Origin of the sequence: Mucilaginibacter segetis, assembly GCF_016522075.1 — a bacterium.
Taxonomy (GTDB): Bacteria; Bacteroidota; Bacteroidia; order Sphingobacteriales; family Sphingobacteriaceae; genus Mucilaginibacter; species Mucilaginibacter segetis.
Map to the genome: position 1 here is coordinate 1380074 of NZ_JAEHFW010000001.1, position 25723 is coordinate 1405796.

Annotated in this window: 19 protein-coding genes and 1 tRNA gene; 8 read left to right on the forward strand and 12 right to left on the reverse strand. The window is 38.6% G+C overall.

Annotated elements, in window-relative coordinates; translation table 11 throughout:
- Positions 1 to 204: 204 nt before the first annotated feature.
- Positions 205 to 4326, forward strand: coding sequence for a hybrid sensor histidine kinase/response regulator transcription factor (locus I5M19_RS06315; RefSeq protein ID WP_200065358.1), 4122 nt, complete (start codon positions 205 to 207; stop codon positions 4324 to 4326).
- An 11-nt stretch (positions 4327 to 4337) separates the two neighbouring features.
- Here the strand turns inward: I5M19_RS06315 and I5M19_RS06320 are convergent, their stop codons facing one another.
- Positions 4338 to 4862, reverse strand: coding sequence for a DUF6702 family protein (locus I5M19_RS06320; protein ID WP_200065359.1), 525 nt, complete (start codon positions 4860 to 4862; stop codon positions 4338 to 4340).
- Between the two features lie 67 nt (positions 4863 to 4929).
- Here I5M19_RS06320 and I5M19_RS06325 point away from each other — a divergent pair, with 67 nt between their 5' ends.
- The 3 genes from I5M19_RS06325 (at position 4930) to I5M19_RS06335 (ending at position 9178) form a co-directional block, all read left to right on the forward strand.
- Positions 4930 to 5508 carry a HupE/UreJ family protein gene (locus I5M19_RS06325; RefSeq protein ID WP_200065360.1) on the forward strand — a complete coding sequence of 193 codons (579 nt, stop codon included), beginning with the start codon at positions 4930 to 4932 and terminating at the stop codon, positions 5506 to 5508.
- Positions 5509 to 5537: 29 nt separating this feature from the next.
- Positions 5538 to 7946: a M1 family metallopeptidase gene (locus tag I5M19_RS06330; protein WP_200065361.1), complete on the forward strand. Its 2409-nt coding sequence runs from the start codon at positions 5538 to 5540 to the stop codon at positions 7944 to 7946.
- Positions 7947 to 8056: 110 nt separating this feature from the next.
- Positions 8057 to 9178, forward strand: coding sequence for a permease (locus I5M19_RS06335; protein ID WP_200065362.1), 1122 nt, complete (start codon positions 8057 to 8059; stop codon positions 9176 to 9178).
- On the opposite strand, the gene I5M19_RS06340 is transcribed toward I5M19_RS06335, so the two are convergent.
- The 6 genes from I5M19_RS06340 to I5M19_RS06365 form a co-directional block, all read right to left on the reverse strand.
- Positions 9175 to 9939, reverse strand: a complete 765-nt coding sequence (locus I5M19_RS06340; RefSeq protein WP_200065363.1) for a hypothetical protein — start codon at positions 9937 to 9939, stop codon at positions 9175 to 9177. The genes I5M19_RS06335 and I5M19_RS06340 overlap by 4 nt on opposite strands.
- 65 nt (positions 9940 to 10004) lie before the next feature.
- Positions 10005 to 11276: a sensor histidine kinase gene (locus I5M19_RS06345; RefSeq protein WP_200065364.1), complete on the reverse strand. Its 1272-nt coding sequence runs from the start codon at positions 11274 to 11276 to the stop codon at positions 10005 to 10007.
- Positions 11273 to 11950, reverse strand: coding sequence for a response regulator transcription factor (locus tag I5M19_RS06350; RefSeq protein WP_200065365.1), 678 nt, complete (start codon positions 11948 to 11950; stop codon positions 11273 to 11275). Before I5M19_RS06350 ends, I5M19_RS06345 begins: the two co-directional genes overlap by 4 nt.
- Before the next feature lie 158 nt (positions 11951 to 12108).
- Entirely contained in the window at positions 12109 to 13188 is a 1080-nt protein-coding gene (locus I5M19_RS06355) for a mechanosensitive ion channel family protein (protein WP_200065366.1), read from the reverse strand.
- Positions 13189 to 13424: 236 nt separating this feature from the next.
- Positions 13425 to 14195 (reverse strand): non-homologous end joining protein Ku, encoded by a 771-nt coding sequence (gene ku, locus I5M19_RS06360; protein ID WP_200065367.1) that lies wholly within the window; start codon positions 14193 to 14195, stop codon positions 13425 to 13427.
- Between the two features lie 2 nt (positions 14196 to 14197).
- Positions 14198 to 14464 (reverse strand): hypothetical protein, encoded by a 267-nt coding sequence (locus I5M19_RS06365; protein ID WP_200065368.1) that lies wholly within the window; start codon positions 14462 to 14464, stop codon positions 14198 to 14200.
- 163 nt (positions 14465 to 14627) lie between these two features.
- Between I5M19_RS06365 and I5M19_RS06370 the strand changes: the two genes are divergently transcribed.
- Together I5M19_RS06370 and I5M19_RS06375 are read left to right on the forward strand one after the other, a co-directional pair.
- Positions 14628 to 16967: a PAS domain S-box protein gene (locus tag I5M19_RS06370; protein ID WP_200065369.1), complete on the forward strand. Its 2340-nt coding sequence runs from the start codon at positions 14628 to 14630 to the stop codon at positions 16965 to 16967.
- 158 nt (positions 16968 to 17125) lie between these two features.
- On the forward strand, positions 17126 to 17317 hold the full coding sequence (locus I5M19_RS06375; RefSeq protein WP_200065370.1) for a cold-shock protein: 192 nt from the start codon (positions 17126 to 17128) through the stop codon (positions 17315 to 17317).
- A gap of 191 nt (positions 17318 to 17508) precedes the next feature.
- Here the strand turns inward: I5M19_RS06375 and I5M19_RS06380 are convergent, their stop codons facing one another.
- The 3 genes from I5M19_RS06380 to I5M19_RS06390 all read right to left on the reverse strand — a co-directional run bounded on the left by I5M19_RS06380 (position 17509) and on the right by I5M19_RS06390 (position 20610).
- A complete protein-coding gene (locus tag I5M19_RS06380; protein WP_200065371.1) occupies positions 17509 to 18255 on the reverse strand; it encodes a DUF4397 domain-containing protein in 747 nt (248 codons plus the stop codon).
- A gap of 2 nt (positions 18256 to 18257) precedes the next feature.
- A complete protein-coding gene (locus I5M19_RS06385; protein WP_200065372.1) occupies positions 18258 to 19520 on the reverse strand; it encodes an APC family permease in 1263 nt (420 codons plus the stop codon).
- A gap of 127 nt (positions 19521 to 19647) precedes the next feature.
- Positions 19648 to 20610 carry a GlxA family transcriptional regulator gene (locus tag I5M19_RS06390; RefSeq protein ID WP_200065373.1) on the reverse strand — a complete coding sequence of 321 codons (963 nt, stop codon included), beginning with the start codon at positions 20608 to 20610 and terminating at the stop codon, positions 19648 to 19650.
- 96 nt (positions 20611 to 20706) lie between these two features.
- Between I5M19_RS06390 and I5M19_RS06395 the strand changes: the two genes are divergently transcribed.
- Together I5M19_RS06395 and I5M19_RS06400 are read left to right on the forward strand one after the other, a co-directional pair.
- Positions 20707 to 21450 carry an isocitrate lyase/PEP mutase family protein gene (locus tag I5M19_RS06395; protein WP_200065374.1) on the forward strand — a complete coding sequence of 248 codons (744 nt, stop codon included), beginning with the start codon at positions 20707 to 20709 and terminating at the stop codon, positions 21448 to 21450.
- Between the two features lies 1 nt (position 21451).
- A complete protein-coding gene (locus I5M19_RS06400) occupies positions 21452 to 22069 on the forward strand; it encodes a DinB family protein (RefSeq protein ID WP_200065375.1) in 618 nt (205 codons plus the stop codon).
- A gap of 200 nt (positions 22070 to 22269) precedes the next feature.
- Here I5M19_RS06400 and I5M19_RS06405 read toward each other — a convergent pair whose 3' ends face one another.
- On the reverse strand, positions 22270 to 25386 hold the full coding sequence (locus I5M19_RS06405; protein WP_200065376.1) for a metallophosphoesterase: 3117 nt from the start codon (positions 25384 to 25386) through the stop codon (positions 22270 to 22272).
- A 252-nt stretch (positions 25387 to 25638) separates the two neighbouring features.
- Positions 25639 to 25711: transfer RNA gene (locus I5M19_RS06410), tRNA-Lys, on the reverse strand.
- Between the last annotated feature and the right edge of the window lie 12 nt (positions 25712 to 25723).

The following is a 25723-nucleotide window of genomic DNA, read 5'->3' on the forward strand; positions in this document are numbered from 1 at the left end:
AGTATAATGCTGTAAAGTAAAAATGTTGTTTCAATCTTCCTGAAATGACATTTTTACTAATACAGCACTGGTAAATGTTAAAATAGTATTAGTTTGTTGATGCCTAAATTGCTTAATTTGTTAAATCAATTATAAAAAGAGGCACATTGTATACACCCATACATGGCCTTTCCGGTTTTTAGGATCTAACTAATTAAGGCGAATATGAGATACCTGTATACTTTAATGGTTTTTGCGGGATTAGTGTTGTGCAGTACCAAAAGTAAAGCTCAGTACACTTACCAGCAAATTGATAACAGCACCGGGCTATCAAACAGTTGCATAAATTCCATCTATCAGGATTCCGATAACATAGTTTGGTTCGGCACCTGGGACGGACTAAATTATTACGATGGTAATAACATACATGTTTTTAATTATGAAAAGGCCGGTAGTAAAAGCGCAATTGCAAGTAATGTTATTTATCAGATAACCGGAGATAATAACCGTAATATATGGGTAGGAACCGTTCAGGGGCTATCGCGATTCAATAAAAACACCGGAGATTTTACCAATTATTTTTATAACAGTAAAAAGGTAGTAACCAATGGTTATACCGTATCTGTTGACAAGGATAATGATATATATGCCGCTCGCCGTAACAGTTCACAGCTTTATCATTATAACGCCCAAAAAGATACGTTCGAGACGGTAAATATTCAGGGTTTAAAAAACTTTATGCTGCTGCGTATACTGTTTGATGACAACGGTGTACTATGGTTACTAAAAGATGACGGGATTTTAGAGGCGTTCAAAAAAACTGCCGCGGGCTTTGAGGCATTAAAGCAATTTTCGTCGGTTGATAATGTTGACAATGTATTTTTTACTAATCATCAGATATTTTACGCTACTAAAACCGGAGAACTTAATCGGATAACAACCAACTTTCAAAAGCAAAAACTGTTACAACTGCCGCATGAAGTACGCTCCATGAGCTTTTTTAAACAGCACTATGTTTTCGCGTGGTCGTCAAAAGGGATAGGGGAGTACGACCAGCAATTCAAACCATCAAATACAATTGCCAGCCAGATACCTGTTCTGCAAAATGTAAGAACCACCTCGTTAATGAATGATGCCACCAACCTGTTATGGTTCGGTACTGATGGTAATGGTGTACTTAAGGTAGCTAAAAAGGAAAACTACTTTGGTATTGTGCAAAAGCAGCCAAACGGGCAGTCGTTCCATATACCGGTTAGGGCTTTTTCCGAGATCAATAACGAATTGTGGATAGGCACAAAGGGTAATGGTATTATCACTATTAAAGATTGGGGTACCAAAAATGTAGCCTTTTCTACTATCCAGTCCTTCCATACCAATGTAGATTTGTTGGATAATTGTGTGTATGCCATTGAAAAAGGTAACGACGGTTTGGCCTATATTGGCAGCGATGCGCCGGGGGTTACACTTTATAACTTAAAGGACAAAACCTTTATAAGATGGGATGATATCATTAATAGTAAAAATTACCCTACGTTCGGTTCGGTGCATTGTATACTGTCTGATAAGGATGGTTCGGTATGGCTGGGACTTAATGAGAGCGGGTTGGTGCATTTAAAACTGGCTAAAACTAATGAGGGCAAGGTGAAAATAGAATACCTGAAACGGTATAAATACACAGGTAATGATAAAGGCCCCGCGGCCGACGTTATTTATACACTTGCACAGGGGAGTGATGATAGAATTTGGATAGGGTGCCGTTATGGAGGCTTAAGTGTTTTTAACAAAAAACTAAACCGCTTCAAAACTTTTAAAGCGGCAACATATAAAGGCAGCTTGTCTAACAACGATGTGCTGTCAGTTTATATTGATAAAGCAAAACGGTTATGGGTGGGTACAAGTTTCGGGCTTAATTGGATTGATGAGGCAGAAGCCGGTAGATCGGCACACCCTGTATTTGAAAAACTGAATACCTCAAGCGGTTTGCCCAATAATACTATACATGCTATAAATGAGGATAATGAGCACAATATTTGGATAAGTACCAACAAGGGCCTTGCAAAGATCAATCCTGAAAAATTAAAGATAGTTCATTACAAAGAGTCGGACGGCTTACAGAGTGATGAGTTTAGCGACAACGCAGTTTGGAAGGATAAAAAGGGCGTATTATATTTTGGTGGTATATACGGGTTTAACTATTTTTTACCTCAAAATATACACGTAAGTAACGAGCAGCCGCATCTGTTGATATCTGATATGCAGTTTGCCGGAAAAAACACACCTGAACGTGGATTAAGGGTGCTCACTAAAAACGGCTCATCTATAAACCGGCATTACGTTTTAAAGCCTCAGGATAATTATTTCGAACTTAACCTGCAACCCATTACCTATACTAACTCGCAAAAATGCCAGTATGCCTATTTCTTAGAAGGGGCAGATAAAGGGTGGCACTTTATAGGTAAGCGCGAAAAGATAATTTACAACAACCTGCCGCCCGGCGATTATACGTTGAGGATAAAATGGTCTAACGGGGAAGGAGCCTGGACGCCCGGAGTTACTGCTTTTACCGTTACAGTAAAACAATACTGGTGGCTCACACCGTGGGCTTTTATGATTTATCTGGCTATAATATCAGCAGGAGCATACCTGCTGATCCGTTATCGCCGGAATAAATTCCTGATGGAGCATGAATTAAAAATGGAACACATGCTGCGTAAAAAGGATGAAGACCTGCACCAGGAACAGTTAAACTTTTTTACCAATATAGCCCATGAACTGCAAACGCCTTTAACCCTGATATTAGGTTCGTTAGAGAGGTATTTATTTAAGTCTAAAAAAGCAGACCAGCAGCAAAGTGGAAACAACTTTTTATCTATTGTTAAACAGGAAGCCTCGCGTCTGCATTTTTTGGTTCATCAATTACTGGAGTTCCGCAAAGCGGAATCGGGCCAGTTGCAGAACCACTATAGCTATTTTAATATCTCCGAACTATTAGCTAACCGGGCGGGATTATTTAATGCCCTGGTAGAGCAAAAAGAGCTTGATTTTTCGTGCCATATAGAGGAAGGCATAGATATGTGGATGGATAAAGATAAACTGGAAAAGATCATCTTTAACTTGTTATCAAACGCGTTTAAACACTGCGAAAACAAGCAATACATTATTTTTTCTGCCCATACGTGCAAGGAAACCGATAAACTGGAAATAGTAGTGGCCAATTCGGGTTGCAAGCTTACTGATAATGAGATCAGTCGCCTTTTTGACAGGTTCTTTGTGGTAGATAGCAGCCAGCAAAACAAAATAAGCTCCGGTATTGGCCTGGCATTTACCCGCCAGTTAACACAGCTTTTAGGCAGCGAAATAAGCGTGAGTTGTGAGAATAACTGGATAGCATTTAAAACTCAGTTTCCATTGCATTTTGTACCCGATGAGAGCCAGAGGGTTAATGAAACAGAAAAAGGCGATAACGCGGCTTATATATTTAATTCACTGCCGGAAGGCCAGGATAAATCAGGACACATTAATTTGGCAGACAGTAATAAACGGTCACTTGTAAAAAGTTTTGAACAGGAGGATAAAAAAGCCATACTGATTGTAGATGACGAAGAAAGGATAAGATATCTGTTAAAAGATATTTTGGGTGATACTTATATTATTTATGAGGCATCTACAGGTAAACAGGCAGTGGAGGTAATTAACCGCGCTATGCCAGACCTGATAGTGAGCGATATTATGATGCCCGATATGAACGGCCTGCAATTGTGCGATCTGATAAAAAATACTTCCGAAACCTGTCATATACCATTCGTGCTTTTATCGGCACGTACTACTGTGCAACAGATGACAGAGGGTTACAGTTGCGGTGCAGATGCCTATATCCCTAAACCTTTCCAAACTGAGCATTTATTAGTGCGTATTCAAAAGTTATTGGAGTACCGCGATAAGCTGCACCAACTGTTTAATTCGGGGAATATAGATATGCAGCTGCATAACAAAGACCTAAACGACAGTGATAAAAACTTTATTGAAAAAGTTACCCGTGTAATTGAGGAAAATATTGATGAGGAATTGGATGGCGCGTTTTTAGAGAATGCCCTTAACCTGAGTAAAATTCAGTTGTATCGTAAGATAAAAACCTTGTCGGATATGACCCCTACTGAACTGATAAGGCATATCAGGCTGCAAAAAGCCTCATCCTTACTGGTAAATTCTGATCTGACAGTTTCAGAGATATTTTATCGTACCGGGTTTAACAATAAAACGTATTTTTTCAGGGAGTTTAAAAAGATATACAGCTGTTCGCCAAACGAGTATCGTTTAAAATACCGGTTGCCAACATTTAAAAACTAATTAAATTTCAATTAAAATACCTGTGTTATGCGGGTTGCCGGATAATCTAACTTGGCGCTTTTGCGGGTGCCGCTAACGGTCATGTGCACAATGTTTAGCTGATCGTTAAATAAATTGTGCAATATGCTATCGTAAGCCTCTATCTTTTTCGGGCTGGCTATTTTACCTGATTCTATATAAACATTGACGGCTTCGCGGTTTATTTCAAAACCAACATAACTTAAGGGTAGTAAAGTGTTGTCTGCCTTTAACTGAAAGTGGTCGGTCAGGTAATTTTTTACCATCACATCCATAGCCGCATGCATGTCCGGTTTGGACAGGTCGGACTTACTATGAAACTGTTTTTCAAGCGCGGATTCAAAATCATCAGTAAATATGGTAAAAATAACCTCCAAATGCCCGTCCTGGTTATTGAAACTAACATCGGCCGTGCTCACATGCAACGGGTGAAAGCTATCGTATTCAGGCTTGCTCCCCAAAAACGGGCCTAATAATATGTAACAATATAATATAGACTTACAGAATAAAGCGGTCATGTACTAAACGGATTTTATTTATAGTTTAATCGTGCTAAATTTACGCTTTTAACCTCCTTATTATTGTATGTCTGATCTGGTTTTTTATTTTAGTTTAGGGTGGAAGCACATCATCAGTACAGAAGCACTTGATCATCAGTTGTTCATCCTCGCCCTTGCCTCAGTATATACATTTAAAGATATTAAGCAGGTATTAATACTGGTTACTGCATTTACTATCGGCCATTCATTAACATTAGCGCTAAGTGTGCTTGATGTAATAAGGTTCCCAAGTAAATGGGTAGAGTTTTTGATACCCTGCACCATTTTTATTACCGCGTTGAACAATATTTTACAGATAAATAAAAAGGGGCGGAGCGCTAAAATAAATTATTACCTGGCATTAGGCTTTGGTTTGATACACGGTATGGGCTTTGCCAATGCCATACGTATAATGCTGGCGAAGGATCAATCCATAGGAATGGGACTGTTCGGTTTTAATATAGGGTTAGAAGCAGGACAAATTGTGGTGGTTGCCATTATCCTAATTTTTGCACTGATTTTTTTGAATTTTGTTAAGATAAAGCGGCGGGATTGGATATTTTTTTTATCTTCAGGAGTTTTTGCATTAGCCGTAAAAATGGCTGTTGAGAGGCTGCCGTTTTAATGAGTTAAAATAAATTTTATTTACATAATATGAAGCGAATTTTTACAAGCGTATTATTAACCTTAAGTATTGCAGGGGCTGCCGTAGCGCAGGATATTCAAAACAACCCGGGCAGTAACCATGGTAATAAATTTGAGCAGTTAGGCACTATACTCCGGTCGCCTAATGAGCAAAGAACTGCCAGCGGCGCCCCGGGCGTTAAATACTGGCAACAACGTGCAGATTATGATATAAAATGTACGCTGGATGAAAAGAACCTTAAGCTTACAGGAAGCGAAACAGTGACTTATTACAATAACTCACCTGACCCGCTTAGCTACATTTGGCTGCAATTGGATGAAAACCAGCACAGCAGCATCAATAATGCTAATTACCAAAGCAGCTCAACTATGCCGCGTGCATCAACTACGCAAAATATTGATCGTAACGAAGGCAGAAATACTGACGAGGATAACGGCTTGGGAGATGTGATCACCAAACTTACCGACGCTACCGGTAAAAGTTTGCCATATACCATCAATAAAACCATGATGCGTATCGATTTGGCTACGCCGTTAAAATCAGGAGAGAAACTGGTATTCAATATTGACTGGAACTATAAAATTACTGACCGTAAAACCATAGGCGGCAGGGGTGGTTATGAGTACTTCCCTGAAGATGGGAACTATCTGTTCACCATGACGCAGTGGTATCCGCGCCTATGTGTTTACAGCGATTTCCAGGGCTGGCAAAATCATCAGTTCACAGGTCGTGGCGAGTTTGCTTTAACATTTGGTAACTTCCACGTACAAATGACCGTTCCTGCCGATCACATTATTGGTGGTACAGGCGAATGTATCAATTACAGCGCTGTTTTAAGCCCGGAGAGAATGGCCCGGTACAATAAAGCGAAAACATCATCGGTTCCTGTACAGATAGTTACACTTGCCGAAGCTAAAAAGGCAGAAGCGTCACCTGCCAAGGGTACAAAAACCTGGGTTTTTCAGGCTAATAACGTACGCGATTTTGCATGGGGATCATCCCGCAAATTTATATGGGATGCCATGGGGCAAAACGTGGGCGGCAAAAATGTAATGTGCATGAGCTATTATGGTAAAGAGGCTTATAATCTTTACAGCAAATATTCAACCCGTTTGGTGGCGCACACTATTAAATCATATTCAAGCTTTACTATTCCTTATCCGTATCCGGTTGCTCAAAGCGTTGAGGCATCAAACGGTATGGAATACCCGATGATATGCTTTAACTATGGCCGTACTGAAAAAGACGGTACCTACAGCGAAAGCACCAAAAATGGAATGATAGGGGTTATCATCCACGAAGTTGGCCACAACTTTTTCCCGATGATCATTAACAGTGATGAGCGCCAGTGGACATGGATGGACGAAGGCTTGAATTCTTTTGTGGAATACCTTACTGAAGAACTTTGGGATAATAAGTTCCCGAGTAAAAAAGGCGCCGCTTATACCATTGTAAATTACATGAAACTGCCTAAGGATGAGTTAGAGCCAATAATGACCAACTCTGAAAATATCGTACGATTTGGCCCTAATGCTTACTCAAAACCTGCAACAGCTTTAAATATTTTACGGGAAACTATTATGGGTCGTAAATTATTCGACTTTGCATTTAAGCAGTACGCAAAACGCTGGGCATTTAAACATCCTACTCCTGAAGATCTTTTCCGTACGATGGAAGATGCGAGCGGTGAGGATCTGGATTGGTTTTGGAGGGGCTGGTTCTATGGAACAGATCCGGTTGATATTTCTTTAGATTCGGTAAAAGTTGGGAAAGCTGATCTTGCTGACAAAGCGCCTGATAACATGGGAAGACGATTTGGTCGTCGTGGTGAAGAGGTTGCGCCACCTGCGGTAAACAGCTTTGATGATATATCTAAAGTAAGAAACCGCGAAGACAAAACTATTAAATTTTATACCGACAGAGATACTGCAACCCGTGATTTCTACTGGAAATACGACAGAGGAATGGTTTCAGTTGATACCGCTAAATTCTCGGCTTTAGTAAAAGCGCAGCCGGAGCCTGAAGGTTTTGCGACCGAACCATTTACTGCTGAAGACAAAGCTAAATATGGCGGCAAGTATTTTTACGAACTGGACTTTAGTAATAAAGGCGGTTTAGTTATGCCTATTATTGTAGAATTTACCTTTACCGATGGTACAAAATCCATCGATCGCATTCCCGCCCAAATATGGCGCCTGAACGAGAAGAAAGTATCTAAATTCTATATTCAGGATAAAGAGGTGGCATCTATTAAACTCGATCCGATGCGCGAAACAGCGGACATAGACGAGAGCAATAACTATTGGGGTAAATTACCTCAGCCATCAAAATTTCAGTTATTCAAACAAAAAGTATCTGAAGGCCCCGCCCGTGGCCAGTCTTCGGGTTTAAATCCTATGCAGGCCGCAGGGAAATAAAAAATAACGATGTGATTTTTAAAAGCGTCTTAACTTAATTGTTAAGGCGTTTTTTTATGATGTTAACATGCGTGCTAAAACCAAATCTAACTAAACCTGTTTTAATTAACATGGATAAAATTCTACAAGTACCTGTTGAGTTTTTACACATGGCCTGGGATATTTACTGGGGGCTGGCATTTGGTTTTATGCTGTCGTCAATTATCAGGGCCTTTATATCTACCGAAAGTATTGCCTCGCGGCTCGGAAAGAATAATGTTGCCGCAGTAGGAATGTCCTCTTTTTTTGGAGCCATATCCTCTTCCTGTTCGTATGCGGCAGCATCCATGTCGCGTACATTATTATTAAAAGGTGCAACATGGTCAAATGCGGTGGCTTTTATGGTAGCCAGTACCAACCTGGTGTTCGAGATATTTATCGTTATCGTTTCGCTTTTGGGATGGTCATTTGTAGCAGGTGAAATAGTAGGGGGTATCTTCTTTATCATCATATCTTCATTACTTATTGCCTGGGTGTATCCGTCCAAGGTTAAAAAAGAGGCGCAAAAGGAAATGCATGAAAGCGAAAAGCGGGAAATGAAAGGGCACGACCACCAACACATGCATCACGATCATTCTTCACATCAACATAGCAAAGCCGGATTTAAATCGAAGTTGAAAGAAGCCGCCGGGTATTTTTATATGGATGTACTGATGGTAGGTAAAGACATCCTCATCGGCGTTGCTATTGCATCTGCGTTAATGGTGCTGGTACCCGATAGCTTCTGGAAGAATTTATTTTTAACAGATAATAGCTCTTTACCACATATTGCTGTACTGGCCTGGAATGCTGTAGCCGGTATAATAATAGCCATATTGGCGTTTGTATGCTCTGTAGGTAATATAGTGATGGCGGCTGTATTATGGAAAGGCGGCATATCCTTTGGCGGTGTCATCGCGTTTATTTTGGCCGACCTGGTAACTGTGCCTATGCTGATGGTTTACCGCAGGTATTACGGACTTAAAACGATGTGGTTTTTACTAATTACGCTAACCGTTTGTATTTTTATAACCGCGCTTTTTCTGGATTTTAGTTTCGAGGCTTTAAATTGGCTTCCTAAATCAAACACAGGTGGAATTACTCATGTAAACAACCAGTTTACGTGGGATTGGCAGGCCTGGCTCAACGTGATCTTTATACCCACCTCTATAGCTTATTACTTTTGGGGAAGACGGGGAATGAAAATGGCCTAAAATCTTCTGCCGAGTATCAACTTAATAATTGCTTTATCGGTACTTTTTGTAAATCCATAACCTGCGCCTGCGTTGAATTCCCAGTTTGGATCAAAATTCAGATCGGTAGCTATGTACACCTGATGCTCTTGTTGCTGAAAGGGATCATAATGAAAAAAGCGCCCGGTGCTTCCATAGTATTCCACACCTAAAGCTACAACATTACTTACATCGTAGCTGCCTTTAACATTAGGCGAAAAAATAAATCCCTGGTTAGCATCTGGTCCGGCAAAGCTTTTTTCCACCGTTGGATTTAAAGCTAAATATAATTTATTCCATTTTTTATCAACTATGGGTCTGATCTCTAAAGTGCTGGTGTTTGGAGAAAACTCCTTTTTTTGAAATCCAAATTCGGTAGATAAACTTACGCCAACGGGCCATTTCCAGCTATCCGGAACTGCGACGCGTGGGCGTATGTGCGATCCTACATAAGCTGTTCTTCCGTTATTACCTATAGAGTTAAAAATGTAAAATCCGGTTTCGAACCAGGTTGTCCAGCCATGAGTTATTTCTATTGTTTCGTGTACTACGTGGTTTGATGGTAGCTGTCCGTAGCTATCTGCAATTTTGCTTCCGCTTATCGTGTAATTGCTATGCAACTCCACCATGGTTCGGCCTTTATCAACCGTAGGTGATGCATATACCTGTATCTCATAATTATCTTGCGCTCTGACTGTTAATGTAGTAAAAAATATCAGCAGGACAAATAAAACGGTTTTCATTAATTTAATATGATTGATAAGGTATCAATCAAAATTATTAATGAACTCTGTAGAGAATCTGAAGATTAGTTATTGGTAGTAGCAACAGGCAGATCAATTATAAAAGCATGCATGCTGTTTTTAAAACTATAGGTAATGTTGAATTTATAATACAGGCAAATGCTTTTTACCAGCGTAAGTCCAAGTCCGGTCCCTTGCGAATTTTTTCCTTTTAAAAATCGATCGAACACACTGTTATTATCAAGTGGCGTAATATCTCCCGTGTTTTTTATGATGAATTGACTTGAGGACAGTATTATATGTAATTGCCCGTTGATATTGTTGTGCCTTACAGCGTTGCTGAATAAATTATTTAATAAAATATCTGTAAGATATTTACTTGCTGTTATTACCCTATCCTGCAGGTGTGTGGTCACACTGATGTTTTTAGATTGCATCAATTCCTGAAATTGCTGTATTTTTTCATTTACAGCTTCTTGCAGGTTAAAAACCTCATCATCTTTAATAAGACTGTTGTCAATTTTAACTAATAAAAGAAGTGATTGGTTGAGCCTGGTTGATTTATTAATAGATGCGTAAATATCATTTATATGTGTGAGTTGCTCTGCGTTTAATCTTTCGTCTTGTATAAGAGTATCCAGTTTTGCAGTTATAACTGCAAGAGGAGTAAGCATTTCATGCGATGCATTTTCAGTAAAACTTTTAAGGTTATGAAAATCAGTTTTTGCCCGTATAGACATTTCAGCCACCGCGCTGTTCATCTCCCTGAATTCATCAACTTTATTAGTTTGAAATTGCAGTTCCGAATCATCAGAGATGTTAAATAATTTAATTTTATTTAAAGTGTAATAAAATGGCTTCCAAAGGTCGTTTAAAATATACCGGTTGGTAATAAACAGAATAATCAGGAGCAGGGTCATTAATGCAAGCGTTATAAGCGTAATGATCTGGATCAGATACTCCGTGCTTTCCTTGGAAACAGATATGGTGAACAGGTAATTTTGATTATTGTAGCGTAGTAAACCCTTTACCGCCCGCCTGTCTTCAATTCTTTTTTGTTTAGTATTATAATAAACGGTATCAAAAAAGTAGGTGTCCATCTTTTTCAGCCCGGTTTTTACAAAAGTTGCCTCATCTTCGTCAAAATCGGTCCGGGTAGGTAAGTGGTGACGGTAATTAATATAGGCTAAAACTTCAGATACTTCTTCAGAAAGGTCGCTGTCAAATTGTCTGCGGGCTATATAATTGATCACAAAAAAGTAGATAATTGCACCGGTTATTAATACCGAAACAGATACAATGATGCTTGCTTTATTATAATGGCCTGCTAATTTCATGCATCGGCAAATTTATAGCCTATACCATAAACCGACTTGATATAATCTTTGCAATTAGCATCAATAAGTTTTTTCCGTAGATTTTTAATATGCGTATAGATGAAGTCAAAATTATCATGCATATCCATTTCGTCACCCCACAAGTGTTCGGCAATTGCACTTTTTGATATTACTTTGCTCTTATTGGCAATAAAGTAGAGTAGCATATCATATTCCTTGCGCGTAAGTATAATCGGAGTATGATTTACGCTAACAGTCCGCCCGTTTAAATCTATTATAATTTCATTGAAAATCAGATTATTGTTACTATTAGCATTTTGTCTCCGGTAAATTGCGGCTATCCTCGCTTTTAATTCAGCCAAATGGAATGGCTTGGTCAGGTAATCATCGGCACCCATGTACAAGCCCTTTATCTTATCATCAAGCGAATTACGGGCAGTTATAATCAATACGGTTTCATTTTTTCTGGTATTTTTAAGGTATTCCAATATGGCAAAGCCTTCGCCATCAGGTAAACCGATGTCCAATAAAACACAATCATAATTATAGGCCGCTAATTTGTCTATAGCATCGGTACAATTGCCACACCCTTCGCATATGTTACCATCTTCGTTAAGATAAGAAGTAATGTTTTCGCGCAGACCCTGTTCGTCTTCTATAATAAGTAATTTCAATTGTTTTTTTATCAAATATAGCTTTTGATATTGAAGTAAATCTGAAGGATGATATGGTAAATATTGGGGGTGTGTGTATTTGATCTGCCTATATTTATAGATAATAAAAAACCCCTTTATATGGATCAAAGGAGTTTTTCTTTTATTGAAACAGATCTTTATTCCATTTTACTATTGTTCTCTAAGGTGGTGTCTTTGTTTAAAAATAAGGTTTGTGTAGGGTAGGCAAACTCTATTTTTTCTGCTTCAAAAGCAGTGAAAATATCCAGGTAAATTTCCTGTTGTTTATCCATATAAAGCGTATAGTCAGACCCTTCAATGTAATATACAAATTCAAAATCCAGGCTGAAGTTTCCAAAGCCCGAGAAATGTCCCCTGTCAAACCGAACCTGCTCTTTGCTTTGTATAATGTTTTTAACCATTTCGGGTATTTCTTTTACCTGTGCATAGGGAGTTTGGTAAAGCACACCCAGTTTAAAAACAATACGCCGCGTTTCCATCCTTTTATAGTTATGTACCTGTGCATTGGTTAAAAAGGTGTTGGAGCATATTAGTTGTTCGCCGTTAAGGGTTTTAAGGCGGGTGGTTTTTATGCCTATATAATCAACCACGCCCATTTTATCGTCAACGATAATAAAATCGCCTATCTCAAATGGTCTGTCGAAGAAGATCACGAAATAGCTGAACAGGTCACCCAGTATAGTTTGTGCTGCCAATGCTATAGCAATACCGCCTATTCCCAAACCGGTAATAAGGGTAGTTACATCATAACCCAGATTATTGATAATGAAAATAAAGCCCATTATCCAAACCACAACATTCAGAATAATAAGTAAGCCACGGGCTTGTTTCTGTTTTATTTCGGCATCATCCTGGGTTTTTATGAACGAGAATACAAAGTGCTTTATAAATGAAGTGATAATTCCAAGTACAAAATAGGTAGCTACGAATAAAAAGGCCACATGCAGTATGCGAGTAATTGAGGCTGGTATTATGAGCGTATTAACAGCAAAGTAAAATGCCGCTATATACAACAGGGGCACTACTGATTTTTCGATGGTCTCGATCAGGAAATCATCAATAGTAGTAGTTGTGCGCGCAGCCCATTTTTTTAACTGAGATAGCCCTACACCCTTAAAAACTTTAATAAGAATGATACAGCCAATAAATATCAGGATACTTATACCCCATGCTAATAAAGTGTTGCCAAGAAAAATACTGTCGAAAGTTTGGTTCATAGATTAAATAAATTTTGATCCGCAGGGCGGATAACTTCATATAAGGCAGCTCCGAAATTGAAATTCACTAAAAGGTGCTGCCGAAAAACTGTAGGGCATTATAACATGCTGCCGGGATAAGAGCGGCGTCTTCGCAATGAATATAAGCCTTACTTAAGACAAGCTCTGTCAAATTCCAAAGGTACAAATAATTTAAAAAGGTAAATATTTCAGAGCATTTGGGTGTGGAAAGATACTTATGCGCCTTTTTTTACCTGTAAGCTGCTCATCAGCTGATCGTACAGATCGTTGCTGGTTGTTTTCTTGGGTTTTAATTTTTTGATTGTAGGGCGCTTACCTTTAGCTTTTGCTTCTATTATCTTCATCAGTTCGGTATGGTATTCATCTTTGTATTTGGACAGATCGAGTGGTTCGGCATATTGGTTAATTAACGCCAGGCCCATATCTAATTCTTTCTTGCTCACTTTTACATCGTTATCCAGCTTCAGTTCGCCCTGATCGCGTATTTGCTGCTCAAAACGAATACGTGTAACCACAATTGCCTTATCTACAGGGTGAACTATACATAAACTCTCTGTACTCCGTAAAACAAAAAGTGCCAGACCTGCCTTACCGGATTTTTTTAAAGCTTCCAGCAACAGGGCATAGGCTTTATTATTTTTTGTCTCCGGCTCAGTGTAATATGATGTTTCATAAAACATGGGATTTACCGACTCGATGTCCACAAAATTTTCGATCTCTATTACCTTGCTTTTTTCAGGCGCGGCTGCTTCAAAATCTGCATCCTCAATAATAACATAGTCGTCATCATATTTGTAGCCCTTAACAATCTTGGCATAGGGTACTTCTTTTTTCGTGTTTTCGTTAACCCGCTGGAATTTAATGTGCGCGTGATCGCGACTGTCCAGCATATCCAGATCAAGAGATGATGTTTGTACCGCAGAATACAATTTAACCGGAATACTAACCAGCCCAAACCCTATTGAGCCCTTCCATATTGATCTCATAGCTATTTTTCTTTTAAATTCTTATTTATACCGTGCGGATGGTGAGCCTCTATCTGGTCTGCCAGCAAATGCAATATCTCTTCGTCCACGCCACCCGGATTTTTACATATATGCAGACACTGATGCTCATCCGGTTCAAAACTGGCAACCATTGTACCATTTTCAAATACGCGCACTTTACAACGTTCACCGTCATGATGCAGGTATTCACCCACCTCAAAGCAATGCGTTTTCTTATCCTTACTTACAGTTATAAAATAATTCTCCATTTGTTTTTTTTATAAACATTTATCCGCTATAAAAGTTCTTATAAAACTTAGTAAAGCAGACGTCTAATTTTATTAATGCATATGCTGTCACATTTGCTTAACTTTTTAAATTTCCTAACTTTAGCAACCACAATTCCCCCAATTGTATGATTTTTCCGTCATCATGAGATTCAGTAGAAATTTAAGGCTTGGTTATGGCTTTTCCGTAGGTATTTTAATACTTGTAGGTGTGTTTTCGTACATAACGCTCAATAATTTACTACAGAGTAACAGAGCGGTAACACACAGTAATATTATTATCAGCGAACTGGAGAACACCATTTCCGTGATGAAAGATGCGGAGACCGGTCAAAGGGGATATCTGCTTACCGATAAAAGGCAATTTTTGCAGCCTTATAATGGCGCTTACAATAAAACCCTTGGTCTGATAAAGCATTTGCAAGCATTAACAAAAGACAATGTTCAACAGCAACAGCAACTAAACGAAATACAGAATATTGTTACCCAACGAATGAATATTTTACAGGCGTTGATCAATAAAAGGAAATCAGGCCTGACCATCACCTCAACGGATCTTGAGCAAAGCAAAGCTGCAATGGATACTTTGCGTAGAGCTATAGCCAAAGCAGAAGATAATGAACGTAGTTTGTTACGTGAAAGGCTCCGGGTTTTAAACAGGTATGTTATGGTGGCCCCATATGTTATTGTTTTTGCTGTCCTTTTAGCCATTTTAATTGCTGTGTTATCCTACTTAAGGGTTATTGCCGATATTAAGGAGAAAGACCGGTTAACAAATAAACTGCAGCTAAAGGAAGAGGAAACCGCGGCTTTTAATGAGGAACTTACCGCGGCTAATGAAGAGATAAAGGCCAGTAATGAGGAGTTGATATCAATAAACGAGGAGTTGATAAGCGCGCAGGACGAGCTGGCCCTGTTAAACGATTCGCTGGAGCAAAAAATAATTGAACGTACGCAATCGCTCGCCAAAAGTGAGGAAGAAACACAGGCCCTTAATGAAGAACTTACCGCGACTAACGAAGAGTTAGCTGCCGCTAATGAGGAAATGCTGGCAACTAATGAGGAATTGGAAAAGAGCAGGGAGGAGGTTAGAAAAAGCGAGCATTTATTCCGCTCTATTGCAGTTAATATCCCCAACTCCTTAATTATAGTTATAGATAAGGAGCATCGTTACCTGAGTGTAGAGGGAGACATGAAAGCGAAAATGGGTTATACTGAAGATAATTATGCAGGCAAATACGCAGCTGCGCTAAATACACCACAAAGTTATGCCGCCTCTAAACCATTATTTGAACGTGTTTTAAATGGCGAACAATTTACTCAGGAACAAAAAAACAGTACCGGCGGGTATTTTCGAATTGATTATGTGCCCTTACGTAACGAGGATGGAGAAGTATACGCAGCGCTTATTATCACACTGGATATTACAGATATAAAAAAGGCGGAAGAACATAGTGCCAAACTTGCAGCCATTGTTGAATCATCAGATGATGCTATTATTGGCAAAACACTTGATGGTGTTATAACAAGTTGGAACAAGGCCGCCGAGCGAATGTACGGCTATACAGTGGCTGAAATGATTGGCGAGTCGATCATGAAATTAATACCGGAAGAGCGCTGGGATGAAGAACCGGGGATTATATCACGCCTGAAATCCGGAGAGCGGGTAGAACATTTTGAAACCAAAAGAATAGGTAAGGAAAAGAACGAGATAGATGTATCGTTAACTATTTCACCCATCCGTGATGCACAAGGGAACATTATAGGTGTATCAAAAATAGCAAGGGATATTACCGAAAAGAAACGCGATGAACAGCGGAAAAATGATTTTATTGGCATGGTGAGCCACGAATTAAAAACACCATTAACATCCCTGTCGGCGCTTATACAGGTGGCTTATCTAAAATTGCGCACCGGCGAGGATAAGTTCCTTAAAAATGCTATGGAGAAAGCCAGCATGCAAACAAAAAAAATGGGCACCATGATCAACGGCTTTTTAAATATATCCCGGCTTGAATCAGGGAAGCTGCAGATAGAAAAACAAGACTTTAATATTGATGAACTGCTTAAAGAAGTAATAGCCGAACAGGAAATGTTTGTTTCTACCCATACAATAAAGATGGAGCTTTGTGACAATGCTGTGGTACATGCTGACCGGGATAAGATAGGATCTGTGGTTTCTAATTTACTAAGTAACGCAGTTAAGTATTCTCCAAAAGGAACGTCCATATTTGTAAATTGCCGGCTTTTAGATAATAAGGTACAGATTAGCGTAAAGGATGAGGGGATGGGAATACCGGCTGATGACGCGATCAGGGTATTTGATCGTTACTTCCGTGCAGAGTCGCAGCAAACCAGGCATATATCAGGTTTCGGCATCGGGTTATATCTGAGTGCCGAGATCATAAAAATTCATGATGGTGATATCTGGGCTGAAAGCGCCCCTCATGAAGGGTCTACCTTTTACTTTACCCTGCCATTATAAAATTAAGGTACAGTTTACAAATTACGCCGATAAATAATAACGCAATATATACTAATGCACTACTTATTATTACACGTTTATATTTGCCTGTAATTTAAATAATTACGATTATGTCAAATAAAAACATTACCTTTATCAAAATAATTAAATAAAATATAATGCAAACAGGAACAGTAAAATTTTTTAATGAGTCAAAAGGATTCGGATTTATCACACCAAGTAATGGTGGCAGCGAACTTTTTGTTCATGTAACCGGACTAATAGACACCATTCGCGAGAATGATAGTGTAGAGTTCGATGTAGAAGAGGGCAGAAAAGGCCCCAATGCGGTAAATGTAAAAGTAGCTTAATCTCTATATAAAAATTACTCGTGAAGCATCCTCTAATTAGAGGATGCTTTTTTTTGGAATGTTTTTTTGATTAGCCAAGTATTATTTTCAGTTTCGGGTCTGATAATATTTATAATCCAATTTACACCACAAACTAACAATGCTTTTAAAAAGAGCAATACCGCTTATGCAATAATTAAATTGAGCTTACACTACTGATTTTCAGATTTGTTTTCCAGCAGTAAAAGCTTAGCACGCTTATTTCCTATAATATCACCGGTCAAAACAGCGGTGTAAAAATATCCCTGCTTTAAATTGGTATTCTCGTCGATAACGGCATGCTGCTCATTTGAAAATTTTAATTGTAGGTGATATACACCTGCCGACACAGGTTTAAAAGTTCCCATGGCGGGATATGCCTGTGTAAAATTAATTTTTTCGTTATTCTTATCTGTAATTGTCAGGGTTAAGGGTTCGGCTCCTGCAAACGCATTTATAAATCGCAGCTTACTTTGTCCGCTTTTAACTTTTGTAACATCGCGTATAAGTATAATACGCGGCAGGAAACTATTGGGCTGAGAGCTCTCCGCACCTGAAAAAACAGTGTGTAGTTTATCACTAAATGTTTGCTGATTCACTTTTTTACTTAGGCCGGGTACACCTTCTAACAGGAAGGTGTATTTCCCTGCATTCCCTAAACCAAATTCTTTGTGTAAAATTAACTTGCCGTCAGCTTTAACATCAATATTGGCCATGCCTGATGGCAAGACCTTAAAAGACTGATCGGTGCCAAACTGCGGGTAAAATACGGCTTCCCGGTTCTCGCATTTTACGGTGACTTCCACTTTTTCTACGTCTTGCAGGGCGTTAATTACCTTTATCTGTGTAGTAGGATTACGCTCCGATTTACAACAGATAAAAGCCGAAATAAAAATATAGATAAACAAATTACGCTTCATTATCATTTTGTTTTTTTAAGTAGGAGCGGCCTGAAAAATATAATTATCACAATAAAGAACACCAGAATGGCAAGAGGGACGGGTGATATGATAGCAAGCCTTGCTATCAGAGTGAGACCAATCAAACATGCGAGTACACAGCCGGTAACAGGTATCCATTTAACTGACTTTTTAACTCTCGATGCGGCTATAACGTTTACCGCGCCAAATGTGAAGATAAAAACCAAACTGGCCGCCTCCACAAGCGTAGAGAGCTTGCCGATCATAGCTAAAACAGCTGCACAAATACCAATTAAAATTACAGATCTGTCAGGAATTCCTTTGCTGTTGGTATGCTCAAAAAAGGATGGAAGCTCCCCGTCGTCAGCAACGCGTTTACTAAGATTAGATGTTGAAAACAGCGTGCTGTTAATAGCCGCCGCGGTAGCAAACACAGCTGCAATTGTCATAACAAGCAATCCTGGCCAGCCAATTGCCTGCCGGGCTGCTACAGATAAAGCAACTTGCTTTTGGTCAATTAAACCAATTGCGCCGGCCAGCATGGTAGCACCTAATGCAACCAGGATATAAATAATAATGACAAAAAATACAGCATACAGAATAGTGGGTTTTAATATTTTTTTGGGATTTTTTATTTCATCATACTCGTAAGTAAGTAATTGAAAGCCCTCGTACGCCATAAAAATACTCGCGGCTCCTATACTTGCGCTCCACCAGGGTCTGGGTTCAATGCCCGCAGTAAGCTGTATACTGTCCCAATGCATCATACCTATTATAGCAAGGGCTATTAATGCTAACAGATTGACCAGTACTATTATGATCTCTACATTTTTGGTTTTGGTTACCCCCAATAAATTTAAACCAACCATGCACGCTACAATTGCCAAAGCAAATGCCCTTGTTATTAGGGTGCTGGTGCCTAAGGCATATGACAGGTAATGCCCAAAAGCAAATGCATAAACAGAAATTGTTAAAATATACCCTATGATAAGCAGCCATGATAAACTGCCTGCTATACCATTTTTGTTAATTTCGCGCATGAACCTGAAAGCGCCTCCGCTTTCATCAAACTGAACAGAAAGTTCACAATAGCTATAAGCTGTACAAAAAGCTAATATTCCGCTGATTAAAAAGCTAAGCCATGCCCATTCACCGGCAACTGCTATTACTACCCCTAAAGCCGTATAAATACCACCACCTACCATGCCGCCTGCAGCCAATGCCCAAACAGCGGGCCACGCCAGGCTACCTTTAGATTTCGCCATTTAATTATAACAGCCGTATATGTGTACTGTTTAGAATATATAAGAATAATATTTTACGGTACCGGAATTGATGACGGGCGTTAACCAGAAGTTACAGATAAGTTCATCCTTATCATTTCCTGTTTGTTTATGCGGCATCTTTGTTATAACGGCTACGGTATTCCAGCGGCGAGAGCCCTGTTATCTTTCTGAAAACTTCACGAAAGGCTTTTTGATCGGCATAGCCAACCTCGTACATAACTTCGGTAACCGTTTTGCGACTGGTCTCAAAAGCTTTTTTGGCGGCCTCTATTTTAACACGCTGTGCATATTCGGTAGGTGTAACGCCGGTTGCCTTAATAAAACGACGATCAAAGTTGCGACGGCCAATGGCAAAGTTAGCTGCCAATGATTCGATCGCTATTTTTTCATCAGGCCTTTGTTCAATATATTCCTGAGCTTTTTTGATCATTTCATCGCCATGTTTTTTCTGGCCCTGAAAGATGATAAAATCTGATTGACTGTTTCGGTCCAGCTCTATCTGGAAAATCTTGGCGCAGTATATCGCTGTTTCCCGGTCATAATATTTTTCAACCAAGTAAAGAATGAGGTTCAAAAATGAATAGGCGCCCCCATTTGTATAAAGCCCATATTCATCAGTAATAAGCAGATCGGTTTGCAGGTTAACCTTTGGATAAAGCCTTTTGAAATCATCAGCGGCGGTCCAGTGAGTCGAGCAGTTTTTGCCATCTAACAACCCGGCAGCTGCCAACAAAAATGCCCCCGTACAAATACTGGCCACCGCAGCCCCACAGCGGTATTGGCTGCCGATCCAGTTAATAAGTTTCTCATTTACGGCAGTAGATTCCTGATAATTATGATTCAATGAAGGAATGATTATGAGGTCGGTGCGCTGGATCTCCGAAATGTGTTTATGCGGACGCGCGCTGAACAGCCCGCCGTGAAAATTGATAGTTGGGGAAATACCTGCCAACTCTATTTTGAAAACCTCCTTGCGGAAGGCATTAGCCCGGCTTAATATTTTATAAGCTCCCACAATACTGCTTAAATTATTCTCGCCGTCGGGTACCAGTATGGTTAAGTGTTTCATAAGTGTAAAGATAAGTCATTCTTGTAGTCTAAATCAACCCGTCACAATGTCTAAATAACACCTTATTTAAGTGTATATGTTGCAATAAATTTGCATATGCAGCATTACGAAACGTTTTACAATCTTCATCAACAAGCGGGTGCTTTTTTCTTACCGAATGCCTGGAATGCCAAAAGTGCCCGATTAATAGAGGCAGCCGGCTTCCCGGCAATAGCTACATCAAGCGGTGCCATTGCAGATTCCCTTGGTTATGCTGATGGTGAGCAAATCCCATTTAAAGAGATGCTCTTTATTGTTAACAGGATCAAAGCTTCTACAACTATCCCCCTTACAGTTGATTTTGAAAGAGGGTATAGTAACGACCTCATGGTTATTAATGATCATGTTCAAAAGTTACTCGATACAGGTGTTGTTGGTATCAATATAGAGGATACCGAAGGCGAAGATATTTACCTGCGTAAATTGAACAGTATCAGAGATTACCTTACAAAAACCGGTCAGCAGTTATTTATTAATGCCCGTACTGATGCTTTTTTACAAAAACTGCCGTCGGTGTTGGATACCGTTATACACAGGGCAAAACTTTATAAAACGGCCGGTGCTGATGGTCTCTTCGTTACCGGTGTTAATGATAGTGCTGTAATTAAAGAGATAACAGCAACGGTTGCTTTACCGGTAAATATTGTTGGCAACCCTAAACTGGCTACTACAGAGGCTTTGGCGGATATTGGTGTAAAAAGGATAAGTATGGCGGTTTTTGTTTATCGGGCTACATATGCACACCTGGAGCAATTGGTAAAAGAAATAAACACAGCACAAACCTTAACACACCTATTTTAATATGAAACAGTTCATTATCATCGCATTACTGAGCATTACCATATGCCGGAGCAATGCACAACAAAAAACAAACCCTATGCTAACAAATGCCGAAAGACAAAAAGCCGTTGAATTATTAAAGCAGACCGAAGACGGTGTTGTTGATGCCGTTAAGGGTTTAAGCGAAGCCCAGTTAAATTATAAACCCGCTGCTGATAGGTGGAGCTTGGCCGAATGTGTAAAACATATTGCCATTGCCGAAAGTGAACTTTGGGCGATGGCAGAGCCCTCGTTAACACAACCTCCGAACCCGGAAAAAAGGGGGGAGATCAAATTCAGCGACGATGATCTGATTAAAGCAGTAGAAGACCGTACGCAAAAATCAAAAACCTTTGCGGCTTTAGAGCCGGCCAATACACCTTATAATTCCGTAAAGGAAGCAATCACAGCTTTTAGAACCCGGCGCGAAAAACTGATCGCATTTGTTAAAAACACACAAACAGATCTGCGGAGCCATGTATTGCTTTTACCTGTAGGAAGTTATGATGTTTATCAGTTTATCCTGCTTATAGCTGCTCACAGCAACAGGCATACCCAACAGATAGAAGAAGTTAAAGCCGATCCGAATTTCCCGAAGTAGATGAGAATACCTTGCAGAAAAGTCTACCATTCAGGTACACACCTTTAATAGGGTAACTATAATTTATAAAGTAAAATAAAAAGGCACAGTAATTAATTATACTGTGCTTTTTTGTGACCGAAAATACTACTACCGAACTTTTTATTGAGGATTGTAAGAGGATCGAATTTAATAAATATAATAATCACAGCAACATTACATCATGCACTTGATTTTTGGTCTTTCTTTTTTTGTATATCTTCAAGAAATTTATATCTTTTTTTCTTTTCCACGCGCCCTAGATCTTGCTGAATATCTGCCATTAATTTCTTATATTCCGCATCTAATTCTTGAGAGTTCTTCCTAAGATGAAAGTATGACATTATTTTTAAGAAAGAAATGTCTTTCGCATATTTGTATTTTACTGATTTTACAAACCCCTTGACTACTTCAGGATATTTTGATCCTCTAATATCGGAATACATGTAGATTGAAAATAATTTTTCATATTCTGAAGCACTTAAATTTAATTTATCAGCTTCGATTTTATTTAAAATAACTGGCTTTAATTTGGGACTTCCTACCCAATCATACAATGCGACCTGATTAATTAAAGGAAGCATTTTAATAAACAAATTGAAGTTAATATTTTTCGGAAAATGCTTAGGACTCGTCTTAAACTCTTGGTAATATCTTATAAGGGCATTCCGATAGTGCATCATGAATGCTATCGAACTTAAAGTGATATACTTGTAGCATTCTACTTTTAGATTAAATGAATCAACGTCTTCACTGTTTTTAAGAACATTCGCAGCAAGTTTCAACACCATATCAACATTTTTTTTGGTTGATCTTGCATGGGCGCCTTTTTTCTCAATAGTTGTATTGACTGGCGAATTAGAAAGTTGATGGTCATAGTAATCATCTAGCTCTTCGGACTTTGGTTTTTGATAAACTATATCTTCATTTGCATGATACGCAATTGTTCCTGCGTTCGAAACTGGCTCTAATGCCTGATCTATTTCTGTTGAATGGGTCTGAATAGACAAAACGTCTTCTCCAAAAGCTTCAATTAATCTATCTAAAGTAAATTGCAATACAGCTTCATCATCCCGCTTAAGGCCTGCATAATATGTAATTTCTTCTGTATAATCTAAATACGTAGGTTCTGAGAACACGCTTGCTTTAAAATTAGTACTAATATCAAAATGAATCGCTAAGAAATAATGAAAAGCAAAGGAAGCTTTAAATCTGACTTGATTTTCATAGTCATATGTAAGAATGCCACGTCTGATTAGGTCATCTAGTACTTTCTGAGGTTGACCATGAAAGCGACTCGCTAAGTATTCACTTACGAAATCTAACAACTTTACATATCCAATAGAATAATTGGTGTCACCATCACCATTATCCTTCATGAATTTTGCAATAAAAGACAACAGCCGCTGCTTATTTTTGAAATCAAACGTGCTGCTATAGATATTTTCAATTTTCGTCTTCTCTAAAAGGTTTTCAATAAATAATTCAACCAATACCGAGTTATTAATTGGTTTCTTTTCTTGTTTTTCAAATATCCAAAGAAACATAGTGACCGATAGCGGTGTTCGTGGTAAGCCAAAATCCTTGAAGCTTTTTAAAAGCTTATCCATTTTTTCCTGAAAATCGATCTCTTTTCCTTGAAACCATTTGTTGATAAGCTGTTTAATTTCTTTGCTCGAAAATGATTGGATAAAGCTAAGCTCGAAATTAAATACATCGTTATGACCCAAATATTCCGTTGGTATTTTATTTTCGAGAATCGACGTCGATGCGGCGATCAATTTTATATCGCTGTAAGTAGCTAATAATTTCTTTAACGATGTAAGAACATCTGTATGCCTATCTGAAAATGAAAAATCGTCAATTAAGAGAACAAGGGAGTGGGACTGTAAAAAAATAGGAAGTTCAGCTGCTGAAATGCCTAAGAACTCGCGAATCATTTTTTCAGGATCTTTACCTCGAAATTCACTGAAATTAAAAATTAATGGTATCCTTTTGAGATCGTCAAACTTGTCCAAAGAATCAAGGAATAGTTTATCCAATAGCAATGTTTTTCCTGACTCTTTACTTCCATAAATAAGATAATTGGATTTACTACGGAGTAAACCATCAATACTGTACTGTACGGTATCCTCCTCCTTAAAAGACCTATCGGGACAATTTAAGATAGTTGGCTCAACAAAAATGTTTTCTACAGAACAAATAACATCTGTCGCAGTATTAGACATGATGATGTGATTGTTAAGTTTATCGGCGTTCTGATTGCGCAACCGATTCACTAAATCAAGATTTTTTTCGAGTTCTTTCAAATATTGTGGCTTTACCAGCGAAAATTCCACTGTGCCATCTTCTGTCCCAACTTCTGTATTTGGAACAAATGTTCTTGTTTGTTCAATATACTTTCGATAATGTACGTGGATTTTATCATTAGGAAAGAAATCTATTATGCTGTAACCATTTACATGTTTCCTTTCAGTAGGACTATCTGCAATTGTCGAATTCGCGATAGAAGTAAAATAACCTCCATTAATCGCTATTGAGTAAATCCCGTCTGCTTCATGAACGTGACCACAGAAGTATGCGCTATACTCGTTATTCAATTCGATATTAACCGCTTCCTTATCAAATCTATTGAGAAAACTAAGGGGATGATGAGCCAAAGCAAGCTTAATATCACAATCTTTAAGGAACTCCAGCGAATGTTGTAACTGTGCTTTTCCTATCAATAGTTTTTCTTTATCCGAATCATCCTTACAGAGCCAAGATGAGTTTAAACAAGTTATGCCAAGGAGAGAGTTTGAAAGATTAACTTTGAAACTATTTTCAAACGATGATAGCTGCTTATTATTAAATGACTTGTAAAAGTTAACTTCCCACTTTTTATAATCTTCCAATCTTTCAAGATGGTGACGTGGATTTTCACGACAGTCGTTGATGAAACTAGTCAAAGCTACTTCATTATCTAACTGTTGTTTTAATCCGGTATCCGCGTATTCATCCATTTTATTTCTGAAGACATCATGATTGCCCGGCACACAAAATATTTTATTTTTAAGGCCTGGGTTGCTTTCAAGTATAATGTCAATGAAATGAGCTTCAAAACTTTCAAATGCCATTATCTTATATTCACCAAAATTCTTTGCACCCCTATCGATCATATCTCCAGTGAAGAATAGAACAGAGTCATCAGTAGCAAATTTCGATAAATCTGTCGCTAGCGCAGCGGTTAGAGCTTTCTTTTCAAATGATGGGGCATCAGACTCTAAGTGATAATCTGACAAATGGATAATTCTAATCATGTAAGGGTGGTTTAAGTTATTAAGGGTGAATTTGAATCAAAATCCAATTACGAATATAATAATATTCAATTTTAAATCGTACATAGGTTTAACTTCCTGATTTTCTCTTTAATACTATAATCCTTATTTAAGTTTTTGCTTTGGCATTAAAGCCTATACAATGACAAAATTGTTTGTTATTTAAGGGATAATAGAAGTTATATGCAAAAAAAAATGTGGTTGAGAGAGAAAAAATCTCTTCAACCACATTTGTGACCTGGGAGAGGCTCGAACTCTCGACCCACTGATTAAGAGTCAGTTGCTCTACCAACTGAGCTACCAAGTCGTGATGGTATAA